Raw genomic sequence first — 15969 nt, forward strand, 5'->3', positions numbered from 1 at the left:
GACTCCGTGTCCAAAAAGCCCATGGACATAACACTTCTAGTGCAAGGGCTGGCATCTGTGTGCATGAGTCTGGCACACTAGCCAGTTATGGAATACGCACTTCTTCTAGTTCTCGCAATTCTCATCTTCCTCCCTAGCTTTATGACGATGCGCAAACAGCGTGAGCGTCAAAACAAACTTTCTGAGCTGCAGCAAAATTTGTATGTAGGGCAGAAAGTAATTACTGCGGGCGGCCTGCACGGGACTGTCGCGGCTACCCGCGAGCAGGAAGTGGATCTAGAAGTGGCCGGAGGCGTCGTAATCACCTTCGACAAGATGGCCATTGTTCGTACGCCGGAAATTGTCAGTGAAGAGGAAGCAAACGGGATTCGCTAGTGCGATTCCAGTTGCCGTTTTGTAGCGCTTATCACACTAGGTGGCAAAAGCTGAGAGCCCGTTAAGTCATTGGGCCTTTCATGACGTAGCATGAGGGATCGTGCTCGTGGACTTTTGTTTCAAATGCCCACGAATTATTCAAAGTTAATCGTAAAACCCTGTTTTAGTTGCACAGGAGAACTCCTTGTCCGCAAAGAATCGTGGCGCATTGCGCAATAGGAACAGGCAGTGGCCAAAGCGTGCTATTGCCTTGTTTGCGCTAATCGTCGTTGCCATTTATGCCCTTATTTTCCTAACTGGTGCTCGCCAAGGCACGCCGAAACTCGGCATTGACTTGCAGGGCGGTACCCGTGTGACCCTCGTACCGCAAGGCGAGGAGCCCACTCAAGACCAGCTCCAGCAAGCTCGTAACATCCTTGAACAGCGCGTCAACGGAATGGGCGTTTCTGGTTCCGAGGTTGTGATCAATGGCTCCACGCTCGTAATCACGGTTCCAGGCGAGGATGCTTCCCAGGCGCAGGCAGTGGGCCAGACTTCCCAGCTTTTGTTCCGTCCAGTTGCGCAACAGCCGATGCCGGACATGAACAAGCTCAATGACACTTTGCTCGACATGGCAAACCGGTGGGTTGAGTACCGCGTTCTTAGCGTGGAGGAAGCCAACGCGTCACTAAAGCAAGTACATGATGCTATTAAGAAGGCCGTGGAACAGTCCGGAGAAAAGAAGGACAAGAAGTCGGAGGACTCACAGGCCCCGACTGTTACCGCAAAGCCAAAGAAGGAGCCTTCAAACTCGCTCGAGAAGGCCGATTTCCGCGATGAGATGACGGCGATGCTCCGCAAGGACCGTCAGTCTGACGATCCAACGACTATCTCTGCTGCAGCGGCCCTTTTGAAGTGCGATGCTGATTCTGATCCGCTTGCGGGTACCGATGATCCAGCAAAGCAGTTCGTGGCTTGTGACTTTGCAAACAAAACCCCATACCTTTTGGCCCCAGCGCCATTGCTCGAAGGCATAAAGGATCCTAACGGTACTCGTTTGACCGGTAACGAGATTGACACCAACAAGCCAATTAACGGTGGCCTCAACCCGCAGACCGGCCAGATGGAGATCAGCTTCGCCTTCAAGACCGGCGATGGCCCTAACGGTTCCGAGACTTGGTCCAAGGTGACACAGCAGAACCTGAAGAAGCAGGTCGCCATCACCCTTGACTCTGCGGTTATTTCTGCTCCGGTCATCCAGGGCGCAACTCCGGTTGGCTCCGCTACCTCCATCACCGGTGACTTCAGCCAAGAAGAAGCAACTAGCCTGGCTAACAACCTAAAGTATGGCGCTCTTCCGCTGTCCTTTACCGGTTCCAATGGCGAGCCTGGCGGCACCGTGGAAACTGTTCCACCATCACTGGGTAAGGCTGCTCTGAAGGCCGGACTCATCGCGGGCATCGTGGGCTTCATCTTGGTTGTCCTTTACTCGCTGTATTACTTCCGTGCACTCGCCGGTGTCTCCCTGATTACCCTCGTCGCCTCCGGCATTTTGACCTACGGTGCACTCGTTCTGTTGGGTCGCTGGATTGGCTACTCGCTGGACCTTTCGGGCATCGCCGGTTTGGTCATTGGTGTCGGTGCTACTGCGGACTCCTTCGTGGTCTACTACGAGCGCATCAAGGATGAGCTGTTGGAAGGCAGAACCTTCCGTTCGGCAACTACCAAGGCGTGGGAGCGCTCACGCGCAACCATCGTTACGGGTAACGCTGTTACGCTTATTGGCGCTGTCATCGTGTACTTCCTCGCAATTGGTGAGGTCAAAGGCTTCGCCTTCACTATGGGCCTGACCACCGCATTCGACTTGGTTGTCTCCTTCCTCATTATGGCTCCGCTGATGCAGCTCATCGGCGCAAGGCCAGCAGCAGCTAAGCCGTCTATGAACGGACTTGGCGGTATTTACGCTCTGGTTGAGGAACGTCGTGCCCGTGGTTATTACGTAAAGTCTGGAAAAACCGGACACAAGGAAACCGCTGCAAGCGCAGCTGCAGCGTCTCATACAGCAGCAGCCGATTCCCGCCTCACCGAGGAGGACAAGTAGAGATGACTACTAAAGTGAACAATCACAAGATCTCCAAGATGGATCGTCTGTATGAAGACGAGGGCGGATACGACTTTATTGGTCATTCCAAGACGTGGTACGCCATCACCGCAGTATTGGTCGCTGCATCCATCTTGGCCATTGCAATTCGCGGCTTTAGCCTCTCCCTTGACTTCGAGGGCGGCACCAAGCTGAACATGCCAGCCGCCGATCTCGTGGCAGAGCAGGTCGGCGATACCTTCGAAGAAGCTATCGGTGTTGAGCCGGAAATGGTACAGATCGTCGGCGCCGGCGACTCGCGTACCTTGGAAATCACTTCCGAACGCCTTTCTCAGGAGCAGGTAGATACCGCCCGCCAAGCAATCTTTGAGCAGTATCATCCAAAGGATTCCGAGGGCAAGGCCACCCCGGATGCAATTGGTTCTTCAACTGTGTCTGAGTCATGGGGATCCGCGATTACGCAGCGCATGCTTCTCGCTATGGCTGTATTTCTTGCGACGGCGACGGTGTATGTTGCAGTTCGACTGCAGCGAGACATGGCCTTCGCAGCGATTCTCGCGCTGATTCTTGACGGCGTCATCATCGCGGGCATCTACGCCCTCTTCGGGCTAGAAGTCTCCCCGGCAGTCATCATTGGTCTGCTTACGGTGCTGACCTTCTCTATCTATGACTCCGTTATCGTCTTTGACAAGGTCAACGAGAATACTGAAGGCTTCCAGGGCCAGCGCAAGAAGACATATGGCGAGCTTGCGAACCTCGCCGTTAACCAGACAGTTATGCGTTCCATTTCCACGTCTATCATTTCGGTCCTGCCGATTATTGCGCTGTTCGTCATCGCCGTCTGGCTGATGGGCATTGGCACCCTTCGCGACCTTGCGCTCATTCAGCTGATTGGCGTCATCGAGGGCATTTTCTCCTCGTTGTTCCTGGCAACCCCATTGCTGGTGTCCATTGCAAACCGTCGTAAGTCCGTCAAGAAGCACAACACTGAGGTGCGGCAGTTCCGCGCTAAGCACGGCGAGGACGCAGATGAAGACACCGTGGCCGCTGCTGCAGTGGGTTCCCGAAAGGTCACTTCTCTGGCAGCCCAGGATTCGGAAGGGGAGGCGTCCTCAAGCGATGCTGCATCGGCCCCCTTCACTAGGAACCCGGGCACCCCAGGCAGCGCCGGGACAAGCTGGCGTCCAGGCCGGTAGATGAGCCGTTACTCCAGGCCGCTACTCTAGGCCGTTGATCCAGGACCTCGGGAACGGACGTCGAAAAGAAGCGAGGACAAAAGGTGGTAGTTAAACCACAAACAGAGCGCCATTGGGCTAAAAAGGCCACAGTGGCGCTCCTCGCCGTTGTCGGCCTCACCGCAACGGCCTGCTCAGACCAAGGTAACCAGGACGGTAACGAGGAAGAAAAACCGAGCGGACCACAGTCCACCGATTTCTTCGGATACATGGTCAATACCCCGCTTGCCACTACAAATGCTGGCACCTCGTTCGGCAGCGCAACGAGTGCAGCGCAGTTGTCCAGCCGCTTATACCCGGCCATTTATGTTCCCGGCCCCTCGGGGCAGATGATCCCCAACTCGGATCTTGTGCAGACCGAAGAGTTGCCACCCTCCCCGGAAAATCCTCATAAGCAGATTAGTTTTACCCTTTCGGAGCAAGCAAAATTCTCCGATGGCGTTCCCGTAACTTGTGATGACTACCTCCTCGCCTTCACCGCAGGTGTCATGGCATCCGAGTTCGGCTCGCACATGCCTCTGATGAACGAGATTGCCCAATTCGAGTGCGCCCCGAATTCCAAGGAATTTACGCTCACCTTCAACGAAGGCGAAGGCGATCGCTGGCGCTATCTCTTTGGCCCAGGCACCGTTATGCCGGCGCATGCCTTGGCCAAGAAGGCCGGGTTGACGATGGAGGAGCTCAACACGACTCTGTCCTTGCAAGACCCCACTGCTTTGCAACCAGTGGCAGACGCGTGGCGTTATGGATTCTCCACAGCCCCTGCTGACTTTGACTCGGAGCTACAAGTTTCCTTTGGCCCCTTCGTGGTGGACAAGGTGGGGGAGCAGGGTGAGATCATCCTGAAGGCTAACAAGGAGTACTTCGGCGATAAACCGGCGACAGATACCGTTGTTGTATGGCCCAACACTGCAGACGCTAAGGCTCTCAAGGATAGGGGCAATTTGCGTGTTGTCGATGCTGCTGAGGCTAAGCCAGACTGGTTACCTGCTGCTGACCAAGCAAGCCCTTATGAGGTCGAACCCGTAGTAGGTGGCTTGACCGATACCCTGGCGTTGTCGCAGTCCGGCGTATTTCAGGAATCGTGGGCCCGGGAGGCTTTTGCCTCCTGCATCGACCATGTGCGGTTGGCCGAGGTCAGTTCGCAGCAATCTGGCGTAGAAGTACCACCTGTGTACCTGCGCACGTTGCGCCATTCTGACCCGGTCGCCACCCATTTGGGCCAGGTAGCCAAGGAGCACCAGGGCCAGGACATGGCTAAGGCTGCGAACCTGTCTGGGTACACCGTCAAGATTGGTTACTTGGGCCCGGATGAGCGCTACAGCGCCATGGTCGAAGAGATTAAGAAGATGTGTGAACCCGCCGGTATCACGGTCGAGGACCAGTCTGCTGAGTATATGTCGCAGCATTATTTGGAGATGGACCCTGCGACATGGACTCCGACTATCGATGCATTCTTGGGCCCGGTTGATCCAATGACGGAGTACTCTACGCCGGACTCAAACATCAAACGGCTCAAGGAGATCAAAGAAGCAGAGGAAAAGCTATGGGAGGACGTCCCTTCTATTCCTTTGGCCGCCCAGCCCCGCGTCTTCATCGTTGACCGCTCGGTCAAGGGCGTGGTCCCATACACTGGTGCTGCGGGCATTGGCTGGAACATGGATCGTTGGAGTGCGCCGAGTGCAGCTCCAGTCAGCACTCAGCGTTAATCAGTTGTTGATTTCTAGTCTCAAATTTGACACGAACTTTTGAAGGATTTGTTGTGAGTGAAACTTATTCCGCCGCGGCGCGGGCACTGAATGAAAAAGTGCGTTTGGTGCAAGACTTCCCTGAGAAGGGCATCCTCTTCGAGGATTTGACACCAGTGCTTGCCGACGCCGAAGCATTTCAGGCGGTTGTCGACGGACTAGCGAAGGCCTGCGAAGACTTGGGCGCCGAGATGATTGGTGGCCTCGATGCTCGCGGTTTCTTGCTGGGCTCTGCCGTGGCGTACAAGCTAGGCGTGGGCATTTTGGCCATCCGCAAGAAGGGCAAGCTACCACCACCCGTTCTGACTCAGGAGTACACGCTGGAGTACGGTTCGGCGGCGCTCGAGATTCCCGGTGAGGGAGTCGATATTGAAGGCAAGCGCATCGTGCTTGTCGACGACGTTCTGGCCACCGGAGGCACGCTCTACGGCGCGAAGCTGCTTTTGGAGTCTGCGGGCGCAAAGGTAGCTGGAAACGTCGTGGTCTTGGAAGTTAACGGACTAGCTGGTCGCGAGCGTTTGGCAGATGTTCCGCTGGTAGTGCTCAACCAGGCAGCAGCCACCGACTAGAATGATGTGTCTAAAGCCATCGTTGGCCGGATACACCCCATGACTAGGAGGAGGGCGACGCCTTGACCACTGAGAAGTCGACAAAGCGCCCGAATGGCGGGATGCGGAGCATGTCGGCACGTTTGGCTCGGTCTTTGACCGGAGGCAGGGTAAAGATCAACCCGGTGCTGGATCCACTGATGTCCATCCACCGGCAGTTCCATCCCAAAGCTGACGTAGAGCTACTTAATAACGCCTACAACACGGCTGAGCGCCTCCACGAGGGTGTGTTCCGTAAGTCTGGGGAACCATATATCACCCACCCCCTCGCCGTAGCCACCATCGCGGCTGAGATTGGCATGGACACCACGACCATCGTTGCAACACTGCTGCATGACACGGTCGAGGACACGGACTATTCACTCGAAGACCTGACAAGGGACTTCGGTCCTGAGGTTGCGAGGCTTGTCGACGGCGTGACAAAGCTCGACAAGGTTGCCCTCGGCGCCGCAGCTGAGGCAGAAACTATCCGCAAGATGATCGTGGCCATGGCCACCGATCCCCGCGTGCTCGTTATCAAGGTGGCGGACCGCCTCCACAACATGCGCACCATGCGCTTTCTCCCCCCAGAGAAGCAGGCGAAGAAGGCACGGCAGACTCTCGACGTCATTGCGCCATTGGCACACCGCTTGGGCATGGCCAACGTGAAATGGGAGCTGGAAGACCTTTCTTTTGCCATCTTGTACCCCAAGAAATACGACGAGATCGTACGCATGGTGGCGGACCGAGCTCCTTCTCGCGACCGCGCTTTGAAAGAAATCAAAACGCAGGTTACGCAGGCCCTGCGGGAAAACGGCATCGATGCTGAGGTCATGGGACGTCCGAAGCACTACTGGTCCATCTATCAGAAGATGATGGTGCGTGGCCGCGATTTTGCGGAGATCTTCGACCTCGTAGGTATCCGCATCCTCGTTGATGACGTCAACTCTTGTTATGCCGCGATTGGCGTTGTGCACTCGCTTTATCAGGCGCTTCCGGGGCGCTTTAAGGACTATATTTCTGCGCCGCGTTTCGGGGTATACCAGTCCCTGCACACCACGGTGATTGCAGAAGGTGGTTCCACCCTGGAAGTTCAGGTGCGCACGCATGAGATGCACTACAACGCGGAGTTTGGTGTTGCTGCGCACTGGCGTTACAAGGAGAAGAAGGGCAAGAACGGTAAAGGCGACGCTGAGGTCGACCAGATGGCGTGGATGCGTCAGCTGCTGGACTGGCAGAAGGAAGCCGCTGACCCGAATGAGTTCTTGGACTCGCTGCGTTATGACCTTACGGCTAAGCAGATTTTTGCATTTACCCCGAAGGGCGATGTAGTCAACTTGCCGGCGGGTTCAACGCCGGTGGACTTTGCCTACGCTGTGCACACAGAGGTGGGCCACCGCTGTATCGGTGCGAAGGTCAACGGAAAGCTGGTTGCGCTTGAGTCAGAGCTAAAGTCTGGTGACAAGGTTGAGATCTTTACCTCGAAGGATCCTAACGCTGGGCCGTCGAGGGATTGGCAGGACTTCTTGGTCTCGCCACGCGCCAAAGCAAAAGTGCGTCAGTGGTTTGCCAAGGAGCGCCGCGAGGAGCACTTGGAGTCCGGGCGCGATGCTTTGGCGGCTGAGATTCAACGCGGCGGCCTGCCAATGCATAGGTTGTTTACTGCTTCTTCCATGAAGCAAGTCGCCGAGCAACTCCACTATTCCGATGTGGACGCCCTTTACACCGCTATAGGTGCCGGAAATGTATCGGCACAGCATGTGTCGAATCAACTGATGTCCCTCTTTGGGGACCAAGACGACGCTGCAGAGGCCCTGGCGTCGCGTACACCATTCTCTGAGCTGGAAAGCTCGCGTAATCAGCGCACCCACGACTCAGAGCAAGGAACCGGAATTTTGGTTGAGGGTAGCCCTGATGTCATGGCTAAGCTGGCGCGTTGCTGCCAGCCAGTCCCTGGCGACGCTATCTTCGGCTTCGTCACCCGTGGTGGTGGTGTTTCCGTCCACCGCGCAGACTGCACCAATGCGGAAAAGCTCAAGTCTGAGCCGGAGCGCATGATGAAGGTCGAATGGTCTTCGGGCAAGGGATCGTCCGGCGAGTTCTCCGCTAGCCTCCAGCTTGAAGCGATTGACCGGCAAGGTCTGCTGGCCGAGCTAACTGGCGTATTCAGCGAGCAAAAGCTCAATGTTTTGTCGATGAGCTCGAACCGCGGCGACGACCACATTGCCACCATGCGCTTTACGTTCTCCATCTCGGATACCAAGCAGCTGGGCCAGCTGATGACTACGCTGCGCAACACCGAGGGAGTCTTCGACGTCTACCGCGTCACCGCCTAGCTCGTCGCGTCACCGCCTAGCTACTGCTGTGGCTGGGCGGCCTCCGCCTGGGAACCTGCGACGTCGATAAGCACTTTGCCCCGGGCGCTAATGCCACCATCGTGTGGAGGCGTGATTCGGGGAAGGGGGCGTCGGAAAGCGCAAGGACGCTCGATGTAAGCTGGAAAACCGTGGATACGCTAGGGCTAATGGGACGTGAGGCTTTATACCAATTGGGTATTGAGCCGCATCGAATACCTGTGGTCATTTTGGCCACGGTGGGTATCTATTTGGCCTTCATGATTTTGGTCAAGCTCTTTGGCACCCGCGTACTGACATCGATGACCGCCTCTGACGCGGTCATCATCATTATGTTCGGCGCGGTTTCGGGCCGTGTGATTGTGGGTAACCCGCCCACCCTGGCAGCAGGTATCGTCGGACTTTTGACTCTGATGGTGTTGGAGGCGGCCTTCGGTACGTTCCGCCGTTATATTCGTTGGTCACGCTACATCGACCGTCGCCCTGTGCTTCTTGTCTATGACGGCGAGTTATTGCCTGAGAACATGCATTTTGCGCACATTACGGAAAGTGATGTTAACTCGGCTACTCGCAAGGCAGGGTTGGGTCGGCGCGCGGACATCCAGTTGATGATCTTGGAGCCCACTGGCCAAATTTCGGTAATTAAAATTGGACAGTTCGTCGATCCCGCTTTATTCCGTGACATCTTGGGAGCTGAGCGCATTAAAGGAATCGAAGGCGAGGCAGGGGATTAGTAGCGGCTCGTGCCTCCAGGTGGGCAGGATAGAGTTTGTGCAGGAAAACAAGAAAAGCACCTGCTCAAAGCAGGTGCTTTACATCGAAGCTCAGGAATAAACTAGAACTTCAGGTACTTGTTTGCAAAAGCGAACAGTGCGCCAAGTGCAGAGATAACAGCGGTGAAGACGCCGATCCAATCCTTGATTTGCTTTGCCTTGTCTCCGCTGTTCTTGTCCTTGTTGTCACCCTGGCTGGAGGAGAGACCGTCGAGGGAAGATCCCTTGTTGGTCTTGTCGGTGTCCGGGGTATTTTGGCCAGTTGTGGTGACCGGCTGAGCCGGGGCGTCAGCTGCTGGGCCTTCCTGAGCCATAGCAGCGCCAGCGCCGCCGAAGGAGATGGTTGCAGCTGCTGCAGCGGCAACGAGTGCCTTGCGGGAGAAGAACTTCATATGTTCAATCCTTAAGAGTCGGGAATTTCAAAGACTCCATGAATGTTAGTGTTGCTCCTAGACTTTTGCAACACCTTTTCCAAGAATTAGTTCTGTCTGTGAATTAACTGGATGTTGAGGTTGGGTGCTTGTTGTGCTGCGGATATAAGTTCAAGTGAGTCTAAACCAATAAACCAAATGTGAACGTGCCGGGCTGACCTGAATTTCTCTTAGGTTCAACTGCGGGGGTAGAGCGTGAGAAGTAAAAAAGAGCCCTTTCCAGCTGCTGCGACTGGAAAGGGCAATTCTCGGCTCCTCATTGTGGGGGAGAGGAGCGCCGTGGTCCTAGGTTTAGGAGGAAACGGTAGCCGTGGAAATCTTGATTTCTTCAGCTGGCTTGCCGTCGGTGGCACCGCCTTCGACGCCAATCTTGGCAATCTTGTCCAAGGTCTTTTGACCCTGGTCGGTGAGGTTGCCGAAGTAGGTGTAATCAGGAGCCAACATGGAGTCGGCGTAATTGATGAAGAACTGGGAACCGTTGGTGTCCTTGCCAGAGTTGGCCATTGCGATGGAACCCTTCGGGTAGGTCACAGGCTTCTTTCCAGCGGAGGAGTCCACCTCATCGGTTGGGTATTCGTTGGCGAAGCTAAAGCCAGGGCCGCCGGAGCCGGTACCAGTTGGGTCACCACACTGGAGGACGTTCAAACCGCCGGAGGTCATACGGTGGCAAATGGTGTCATCGTAGAAGCCACTCTTTGCCAGGGAAGTGATTGCCTGCACTGTGCAAGGGGCGAGAGAACGATCCAGGTCCATTACGATGTCACCCTGATTGGTCTTGAACGTGACCTGAACGGTGCCCTTCGTGGAGACGTCTTTGCCGCTAGGGGCCTTGGCGCCATTGTCGTCGCGGCCGTCATCCTCGTACTTGCACTGGACGCTTGCCGGGAGTGCTTCCTTACGCTTACCGCTCAGTGCAGTTGCTTCGGGAGTTTTATCCTGGCTTGAGGTTGCGGCAGTGCTGGATTCCTCAGCTACGACCTTCTCCGCAGAGTTGTCGCGTGTTGCAAAGAAGTAAATTCCGCCAACAAGGGCGAGAATGACTACGAGCGAAGCAGCAACGACGCCCAGCGGGCGAGTCTTTTCTTTGCGGTCACGGGCCTTGAGCTCGCGCTCAAGGCTGTTGAGCGCCTCTTCACGGCGCTGTGCGTTGTTGGGCATGTAAGTGTCCTTTGGCAATGGGTGTCTATGTCAGTCACTTGGGCTCGGTCGATTGAACTCGAGCATTACCGCACTGATTCTAGCTTGTGAGCAAAACTGGGCCTTATTCAGTCTCCTGTGAGTCTCATCTGATCCTCGTGGCGCTAGCTGTTTAGCTCCAGTACAGTGGGGCGCCATGACTACAGTGAACTTCCAAGGAAATGAAACCCAGATCGCAGGCGACCTGCCAGAGGTTGGTGCTCAGCTGCCAGAGTTTAACCTCGTTGGCACTGACCTTTCTGAGGTCACCAACAAGGACTTCGCGGGCAAGCGCCTTGTGATCTCCTTGTTCCCATCCGTTGACACCGGCGTGTGCGCGGCGCAGCTTCGCGCGTTCAATGAGAAGGCAGCGGGATTGGACAACACCGTTGTCCTGTCCGTGTCCCGTGACCTGCCATTCGCACAGGAGCGTTTCTGCGCAGCTGAAGGCATCGAGAACGTCGTCAGCGCTTCTGACTTCCGCTCTGATTTCGGTGAAAAGCTCGGCATTACCCTGCAGGGTTCCCCGCTGAAGGGCCTGCTCGCACGCTCCGTCGTTGTCACCGATGAAAACCACAAGGTGATCTACACCGAGCTGGTTCCTGAGGTGACCACCGAGCCTAACTACGATGCAGCCATTGAGGCACTGAGCTAATCACCTGGCCGACGTCGCTTTCTATGGGCGCGGCGGCTTCGAGTGGCTTTCCAGCTAGCTAGCGCTTCCGCATCCGTGGGGGCGCTAGACTGCGTTTTATGACTTTGAGCGTTTTAGGTTTCGCAGCGGGCCCCTATAAGACCAACACGTACATCGTGGCAAACGGTGCACGTGCCTTCGTGGTTGATCCGGGCATGCATGCGATGCAGCGCGTCCTGGAAATCGGTGCTGAACAGGGGCTGACCTTCGAAGCGATCGTCCTCACCCACGGCCACCTGGACCATACCCGTGAAGCAGGGGACTTGGCGCGCCAGCTCGACCTGCCGGTTTATATCCACCCTGATGACGCATTCATGCTTGTCGACGGCTCCGGGGTCTCCGCCGAGTCCCAAGTGCTCTTTGATGCGAAGAACATGGTGCAGATTGAGGACCTGCGCGATCTGCGCGGTGGCGAGACTATCGAACTGGTTGGCCATGAATTCCGCCTCGAGCACGCCCCAGGGCATTCCCCGGGTTGCGTTCTCATTATTGCGGAAGATTTTGTCCTCGCCGGTGATGTTTTGTTTAAAGGCTCGATCGGGCGTACTGACTTGGAGCACTCCGATCCTGCGGCCATGCAGCGTTCGCTTGCTGGTCCGGTGTGGAACCTTGATGACAGGCTGGCTGTGTTGCCAGGGCATGGCCCGACGACCACGATGCGCGCAGAAAGGGCCACTAATCCGTTCCTCGCCACGCTGCGGGATGTACTCTGATATGCGTGAGTGATAAGAAGCAGTTCAAGGCCCTGTCCGCCCCCAAAGGAGTGCCGGACTACATTCCGCCGCAATCGGCGACCTTCTACAAGGTGCGTGAGAACCTGGTTCACCAGGCGCATCTGTCCGGCTTCCAGCACATCGAGCTTCCGATCTTCGAAGACACTACGCTTTTCGCGCGTGGTGTTGGTGAATCCACCGATGTGGTCTCCAAGGAGATGTACACCTTCGCAGACCGTGGTGACCGCTCGGTAACCCTGCGCCCCGAAGGCACTGCGGGTGTGATGCGTTCGGTCATTGAGCACAACCTCGACCGCGGTCAGCTGCCGGTCAAGCTCAATTATTTCGGACCTTTCTTCCGCTATGAGCGTCCGCAGGCCGGCCGCTACCGCCAGCTTCAGCAGGTGGGCGTCGAGGCAATCGGCGTCGACGATCCCGCATTGGACGCGGAGATTATTGCGCTAGCTGATCGTTCCTTCCGTTCGCTTGGACTCAGCAAGTTCCGCCTCGAGCTAACCAGCCTTGGCGATCACAATTGTCGTCCTGCTTATCGTGAGAAGCTGCAGGATTTCCTCTTTAAGCTGGATTTGGACGAAGAGACCCGCAAGCGTGCGGAGATCAACCCGCTGCGCGTTTTGGATGATAAGCGTCCGGAGGTGCAAGAGCAGCTTGTCGACGCCCCGTTGATGCTCGACCACCTCAACGAGGAATGCCGTACCCACTTCGAGACCGTCACCGGCCTTCTTGATGACATGGGTATTGAATACACCATCAACCCGCGCATGGTGCGCGGGCTGGACTACTACACCAAGACCTGTTTCGAGTTTGTGCACCCACTGCTGGGCGCTCAATCCGGTATCGGCGGCGGTGGCCGCTACGACGGACTTATGGCACAGCTCGGTGGTCAGGAGCTTTCCGGTATTGGTTATGGACTTGGCGTCGACCGCACGATCCTGGCTCTCGAAGCCGAAGGCATCGAGCTCGACGGCGTCGATCAGCGCGTTGCTGTGTTCGGCGTTGCGCTGGGCGCTGATGCGAAGCGTCGTATGGCTGGCATCATCAATGACCTGCGTAATGCCGGTATCTCTGCGGACATGTCCTTCGGCGACCGCGGACTCAAGGGCGCGATGAAGGGCGCTGACCGCGCAGGCGCGCGCTTTGCTCTCGTGCTCGGTGAGCAAGAGCTTGAAAACGGCGTTGTGGCCGTCAAGGACCTGGCAGCCCACGAGCAGAACGATGTGGCTATCGACGCCCTTGTTGAGCACCTACGCAACCAGCTGAACTAAGCCAATGACGTCAAAGGGCATCTCGCTGAGATGCCAAAGGCGCCTTCCTTCCTACATATCGATTAGGGAGTGAGGGGCCTTGTGTTTTGCTACTATGCGTTCGTGATGCCGCTTTTGATGCCCGCTAAGTAGATGCGCAGCATGCGCTTTTGGATATCGGGCACGTAGTTCTCCACCTGCACCTTCCTGGGGCGCACCAGCGTCAAGATACCCACCACGAAGTCGAGGTGCCCCACGCCGGGGCCGATTACTCCGTGCTGCTTTCCGAGCTCAATGAACCTTTCGCCATTTTCTTGTAACGCGTCGCGCTTCAATTTCAAATGCTCCGGCAGGGTATCTAAGTCTTCCGGCGCGAAGGAGGGAATGAGGCTGGTCAAACCCATCGTTGTGAGCTTGAGGGCATAGTCCAGGACGAAGTTTTCCGCGTCCGAAGGATCGGATTCGAAGTCTTCAATCAAGCGATTTTGGAAGACCAGGAAACCGTCGCTCATGTGTTCCGCGCACGCGTGAATTAGCGCTTCACGGTCCGGGAAGTTGCGGTAAAGCGTTGCAACGCCCACGCCTGCTTCCTGGGCAATCTTTTCAAGGGAGACCGAGTTGCCATGGCGTTTAAACATGGCACATGCCGCCTCTATGATGGCTATTCGACGGCGTAATGCATCGGCTCGCATGGAGGTAGGTATCGCTTTCTAGGTTAGAGTCTGTGCGTTAGCGATAAGACTACCTTTTGCCATGCAAGCCTTTTGCACTAGCACTCCACCTGCGTGACGGCGAAGCCTAGCGTCTTCGCGAGGCCACCAATGGAGGTCTCCTTGTACTTCGCCAGCATGTCGCGGCCGGTATCGGCCATCGTCTGCACGGCGGCGTCGAGAGAAACGTGGTGCGTGCCTTGGCCCATGCGAGCCAGGCGCGCGGCGTTGATGGACTTGACCGCGCCGATAGCGTTGCGTTCGATGCACGGAATCTGCACGAGGCCGCCGACTGGGTCGCAGGTAAGGCCGAGGTTGTGCTCTAGCGCAATCTCGGCGGCATTTTCGATCTGCGCCGGCGTTGCGCCCAGTAGTTCAGCCATGCCAGCCGCCGCCATTGACGACGCCGAGCCTACCTCGCCTTGGCAGCCCACCTCGGCGCCCGAAATGGAGGCGTTGTGCTTGATGATCATGCCGATAGCACCCGCAGTAAGTAGGTAGCGGCGGGCGGAATCGCGGGTGAAGTTCGGCTTGAAGTCGCGGGCATAGTGCAACACCGCTGGGATGATGCCGCAGGCGCCGTTTGTTGGGGCCGTAATCACTCGGCCGCCAGCGGCATTTTGCTCGTTGACGGCGAGCGCATACAGGTTGACCCACTCCATAGCGGAAAAGCCGAAAGACTTATCGTCGTGGCCCTCCAGCAGCTGCTTGTACATGCCCGGCGCGCGGCGTGGGACCTGCAGGCCGCCCGGCAAGATTCCGGAGGTGGAGATGCCGTCGGTGACGCACTCGCGCATGATGTCCCACACCAAATCCAGGTGCGCGTAGACGTATTCGAGGCCGCCGTCTTCTTTATGGAGCGCTTCCTGGTTGGCGGCGACAATCTCCCAGATCTTCAAATCGTGCTTCTCGCACAGCGCAAGCAATTGCTCGCCCGTGGTGAATGGGTAAGGAACATCGTCGGTGGATTCGGCCGCCGCCATGCCAGCAGGTACTTCGGCGGAGGCTGCCACCTCTGCGTCGAGTTCCTCGCGGGAGAGAATGAATCCGCCGCCGACGGAGAAGTACTCGGCGTGCTCTGCCAATAGGTTGCCTTCAGCGTCCCATGCGTCAAAGATGAGGCAATTCGGGTGCTCGGGGACCGGCTCGTTGTTGAACTCGATGGAATATTCTAACGCGCCCAGCGGGCCGTCGGTCATGCCCTTGCTCGGAATGGGCTGATCGGAACGCGGTTCAGCGTCAACCGGGACGGTAAGCGGATCCCAGCCGGCCAAGCCCAGAATCACCGCGCGGTCGGTGCCGTGGCCGCGGCCAGTCAGCGAGAGCGAGCCGCGCAACTCGGTGTGCACCTTGGCTGGATGCTCCGGCAGCGTTTTCAGGAACGCAAGGGCCGCGCGCATTGGGCCGACGGTGTGCGAGGAAGATGGGCCAATGCCGATGGAGAAAATGTCGGTGACGCTGATTGCCATGCTGGGCGGTGCCTCCTTTGTGAGTTTGGAAATTAAGTCGGGGGTTGGTGGGGGGATTATTTCTAGGGGCAGGCTGTGGCTAAACCCGTGTTAATTGCGGTCTCGCTGCGGTCAAAATTCTCTGGGATGAGGAGTATTGCATGTAGGCCGCGCATACAGTTTCTCCATGTTACCGCTTTGTCAGTAGTTCACTACGTGCAGTCAGCATTGTTAGCCCCGCGGAGCGGGTGTGACCAAGGCCAGGTGATTTTGAGGGATAAGCCGATAGAAATTATTGAATTTTTAATGTGTGACTTTCGGCCACAATGAATACTGTTTAGTATCCCAGTTCACATTAGTTAAGCAGTTTAGCGTGCCTA

General features: G+C 56.7%; 14 protein-coding genes. 10 read left to right on the top strand and 4 right to left on the bottom strand.

Going from position 1 to position 15969, the window contains the following annotated elements; genetic code table 11:
- Window positions 1–87: 87 nt before the first annotated feature.
- From yajC to HMPREF3148_RS09145, 7 genes are all read left to right on the top strand, one after another.
- The gene (gene yajC / locus HMPREF3148_RS09115; protein ID WP_046646632.1) at window positions 88–375 is read left to right on the top strand and encodes a preprotein translocase subunit YajC; all 288 of its coding nucleotides are present in this window, start codon (window positions 88–90) and stop codon (window positions 373–375) included.
- 184 nt (window positions 376–559) lie between these two features.
- Window positions 560–2455: a protein translocase subunit SecD gene (secD, locus tag HMPREF3148_RS09120; protein WP_083287752.1), complete on the top strand. Its 1896-nt coding sequence runs from the start codon at window positions 560–562 to the stop codon at window positions 2453–2455.
- A gap of 2 nt (window positions 2456–2457) precedes the next feature.
- On the top strand, window positions 2458–3651 hold the full coding sequence (gene secF, locus HMPREF3148_RS09125; RefSeq protein WP_070509034.1) for a protein translocase subunit SecF: 1194 nt from the start codon (window positions 2458–2460) through the stop codon (window positions 3649–3651).
- A 131-nt stretch (window positions 3652–3782) separates the two neighbouring features.
- Window positions 3783–5399 carry an ABC transporter substrate-binding protein gene (locus tag HMPREF3148_RS09130; RefSeq protein ID WP_070509048.1) on the top strand — a complete coding sequence of 539 codons (1617 nt, stop codon included), beginning with the start codon at window positions 3783–3785 and terminating at the stop codon, window positions 5397–5399.
- Between the two features lie 53 nt (window positions 5400–5452).
- Window positions 5453–6007: an adenine phosphoribosyltransferase gene (locus tag HMPREF3148_RS09135; protein ID WP_049063947.1), complete on the top strand. Its 555-nt coding sequence runs from the start codon at window positions 5453–5455 to the stop codon at window positions 6005–6007.
- Between the two features lie 101 nt (window positions 6008–6108).
- Window positions 6109–8361, top strand: a complete 2253-nt coding sequence (locus HMPREF3148_RS09140; protein WP_005529227.1) for a RelA/SpoT family protein — start codon at window positions 6109–6111, stop codon at window positions 8359–8361.
- A gap of 188 nt (window positions 8362–8549) precedes the next feature.
- Window positions 8550–9113 (top strand): DUF421 domain-containing protein, encoded by a 564-nt coding sequence (locus tag HMPREF3148_RS09145; protein WP_181814983.1) that lies wholly within the window; start codon window positions 8550–8552, stop codon window positions 9111–9113.
- Window positions 9114–9214: 101 nt separating this feature from the next.
- Here the strand turns inward: HMPREF3148_RS09145 and HMPREF3148_RS09150 are convergent, their stop codons facing one another.
- Both HMPREF3148_RS09150 and HMPREF3148_RS09155 read right to left on the bottom strand, forming a co-directional pair.
- Window positions 9215–9544, bottom strand: a complete 330-nt coding sequence (locus HMPREF3148_RS09150; RefSeq protein WP_049146505.1) for a hypothetical protein — start codon at window positions 9542–9544, stop codon at window positions 9215–9217.
- A 330-nt stretch (window positions 9545–9874) separates the two neighbouring features.
- Complete coding sequence (locus HMPREF3148_RS09155) at window positions 9875–10741, bottom strand: peptidylprolyl isomerase (protein WP_049063952.1); 867 nt, start codon at window positions 10739–10741, stop codon at window positions 9875–9877.
- Between the two features lie 175 nt (window positions 10742–10916).
- Here HMPREF3148_RS09155 and tpx point away from each other — a divergent pair, with 175 nt between their 5' ends.
- From tpx to hisS, 3 genes are all read left to right on the top strand, one after another.
- Window positions 10917–11414, top strand: coding sequence for a thiol peroxidase (tpx, locus tag HMPREF3148_RS09160; RefSeq protein WP_005529233.1), 498 nt, complete (start codon window positions 10917–10919; stop codon window positions 11412–11414).
- Between the two features lie 98 nt (window positions 11415–11512).
- Window positions 11513–12166 carry an MBL fold metallo-hydrolase gene (locus HMPREF3148_RS09165; protein ID WP_049063954.1) on the top strand — a complete coding sequence of 218 codons (654 nt, stop codon included), beginning with the start codon at window positions 11513–11515 and terminating at the stop codon, window positions 12164–12166.
- 5 nt (window positions 12167–12171) lie between these two features.
- Window positions 12172–13452 (top strand): histidine--tRNA ligase, encoded by a 1281-nt coding sequence (gene hisS / locus HMPREF3148_RS09170; protein ID WP_046646625.1) that lies wholly within the window; start codon window positions 12172–12174, stop codon window positions 13450–13452.
- 92 nt (window positions 13453–13544) lie between these two features.
- Here the strand turns inward: hisS and HMPREF3148_RS09175 are convergent, their stop codons facing one another.
- Both HMPREF3148_RS09175 and HMPREF3148_RS09180 read right to left on the bottom strand, forming a co-directional pair.
- Complete coding sequence (locus HMPREF3148_RS09175; RefSeq protein WP_070509035.1) at window positions 13545–14123, bottom strand: TetR/AcrR family transcriptional regulator; 579 nt, start codon at window positions 14121–14123, stop codon at window positions 13545–13547.
- A 77-nt stretch (window positions 14124–14200) separates the two neighbouring features.
- On the bottom strand, window positions 14201–15610 hold the full coding sequence (locus tag HMPREF3148_RS09180; protein ID WP_046646623.1) for an L-serine ammonia-lyase: 1410 nt from the start codon (window positions 15608–15610) through the stop codon (window positions 14201–14203).
- Window positions 15611–15969 lie beyond the last annotated feature (359 nt).

The organism is Corynebacterium sp. HMSC05D08 (assembly GCF_001807215.1).
In the GTDB taxonomy this organism is placed as follows: domain Bacteria; phylum Actinomycetota; class Actinomycetes; order Mycobacteriales; family Mycobacteriaceae; genus Corynebacterium; species Corynebacterium striatum.

Bases quoted from the DNA above. Each gene is read 5' to 3' on its own strand.
- tpx (WP_005529233.1), top strand. From the start codon at position 10,917: ATGACTACAGTGAACTTCCAAGGAAATGAAACCCAGATCGCAGGCGAC.
- HMPREF3148_RS09180 (WP_046646623.1), bottom strand. From the start codon at position 15,610: ATGGCAATCAGCGTCACCGACATTTTCTCCATCGGCATTGGCCCATCT.
- HMPREF3148_RS09175 (WP_070509035.1), bottom strand. From the start codon at position 14,123: ATGCGAGCCGATGCATTACGCCGTCGAATAGCCATCATAGAGGCGGCA.
- HMPREF3148_RS09150 (WP_049146505.1), bottom strand. From the start codon at position 9,544: ATGAAGTTCTTCTCCCGCAAGGCACTCGTTGCCGCTGCAGCAGCTGCA.
- yajC (WP_046646632.1), top strand. From the start codon at position 88: ATGGAATACGCACTTCTTCTAGTTCTCGCAATTCTCATCTTCCTCCCT.
- HMPREF3148_RS09155 (WP_049063952.1), bottom strand. From the start codon at position 10,741: ATGCCCAACAACGCACAGCGCCGTGAAGAGGCGCTCAACAGCCTTGAG.
- HMPREF3148_RS09165 (WP_049063954.1), top strand. From the start codon at position 11,513: ATGACTTTGAGCGTTTTAGGTTTCGCAGCGGGCCCCTATAAGACCAAC.
- HMPREF3148_RS09140 (WP_005529227.1), top strand. From the start codon at position 6,109: ATGCGGAGCATGTCGGCACGTTTGGCTCGGTCTTTGACCGGAGGCAGG.
- HMPREF3148_RS09145 (WP_181814983.1), top strand. From the start codon at position 8,550: ATGGGACGTGAGGCTTTATACCAATTGGGTATTGAGCCGCATCGAATA.
- secF (WP_070509034.1), top strand. From the start codon at position 2,458: ATGACTACTAAAGTGAACAATCACAAGATCTCCAAGATGGATCGTCTG.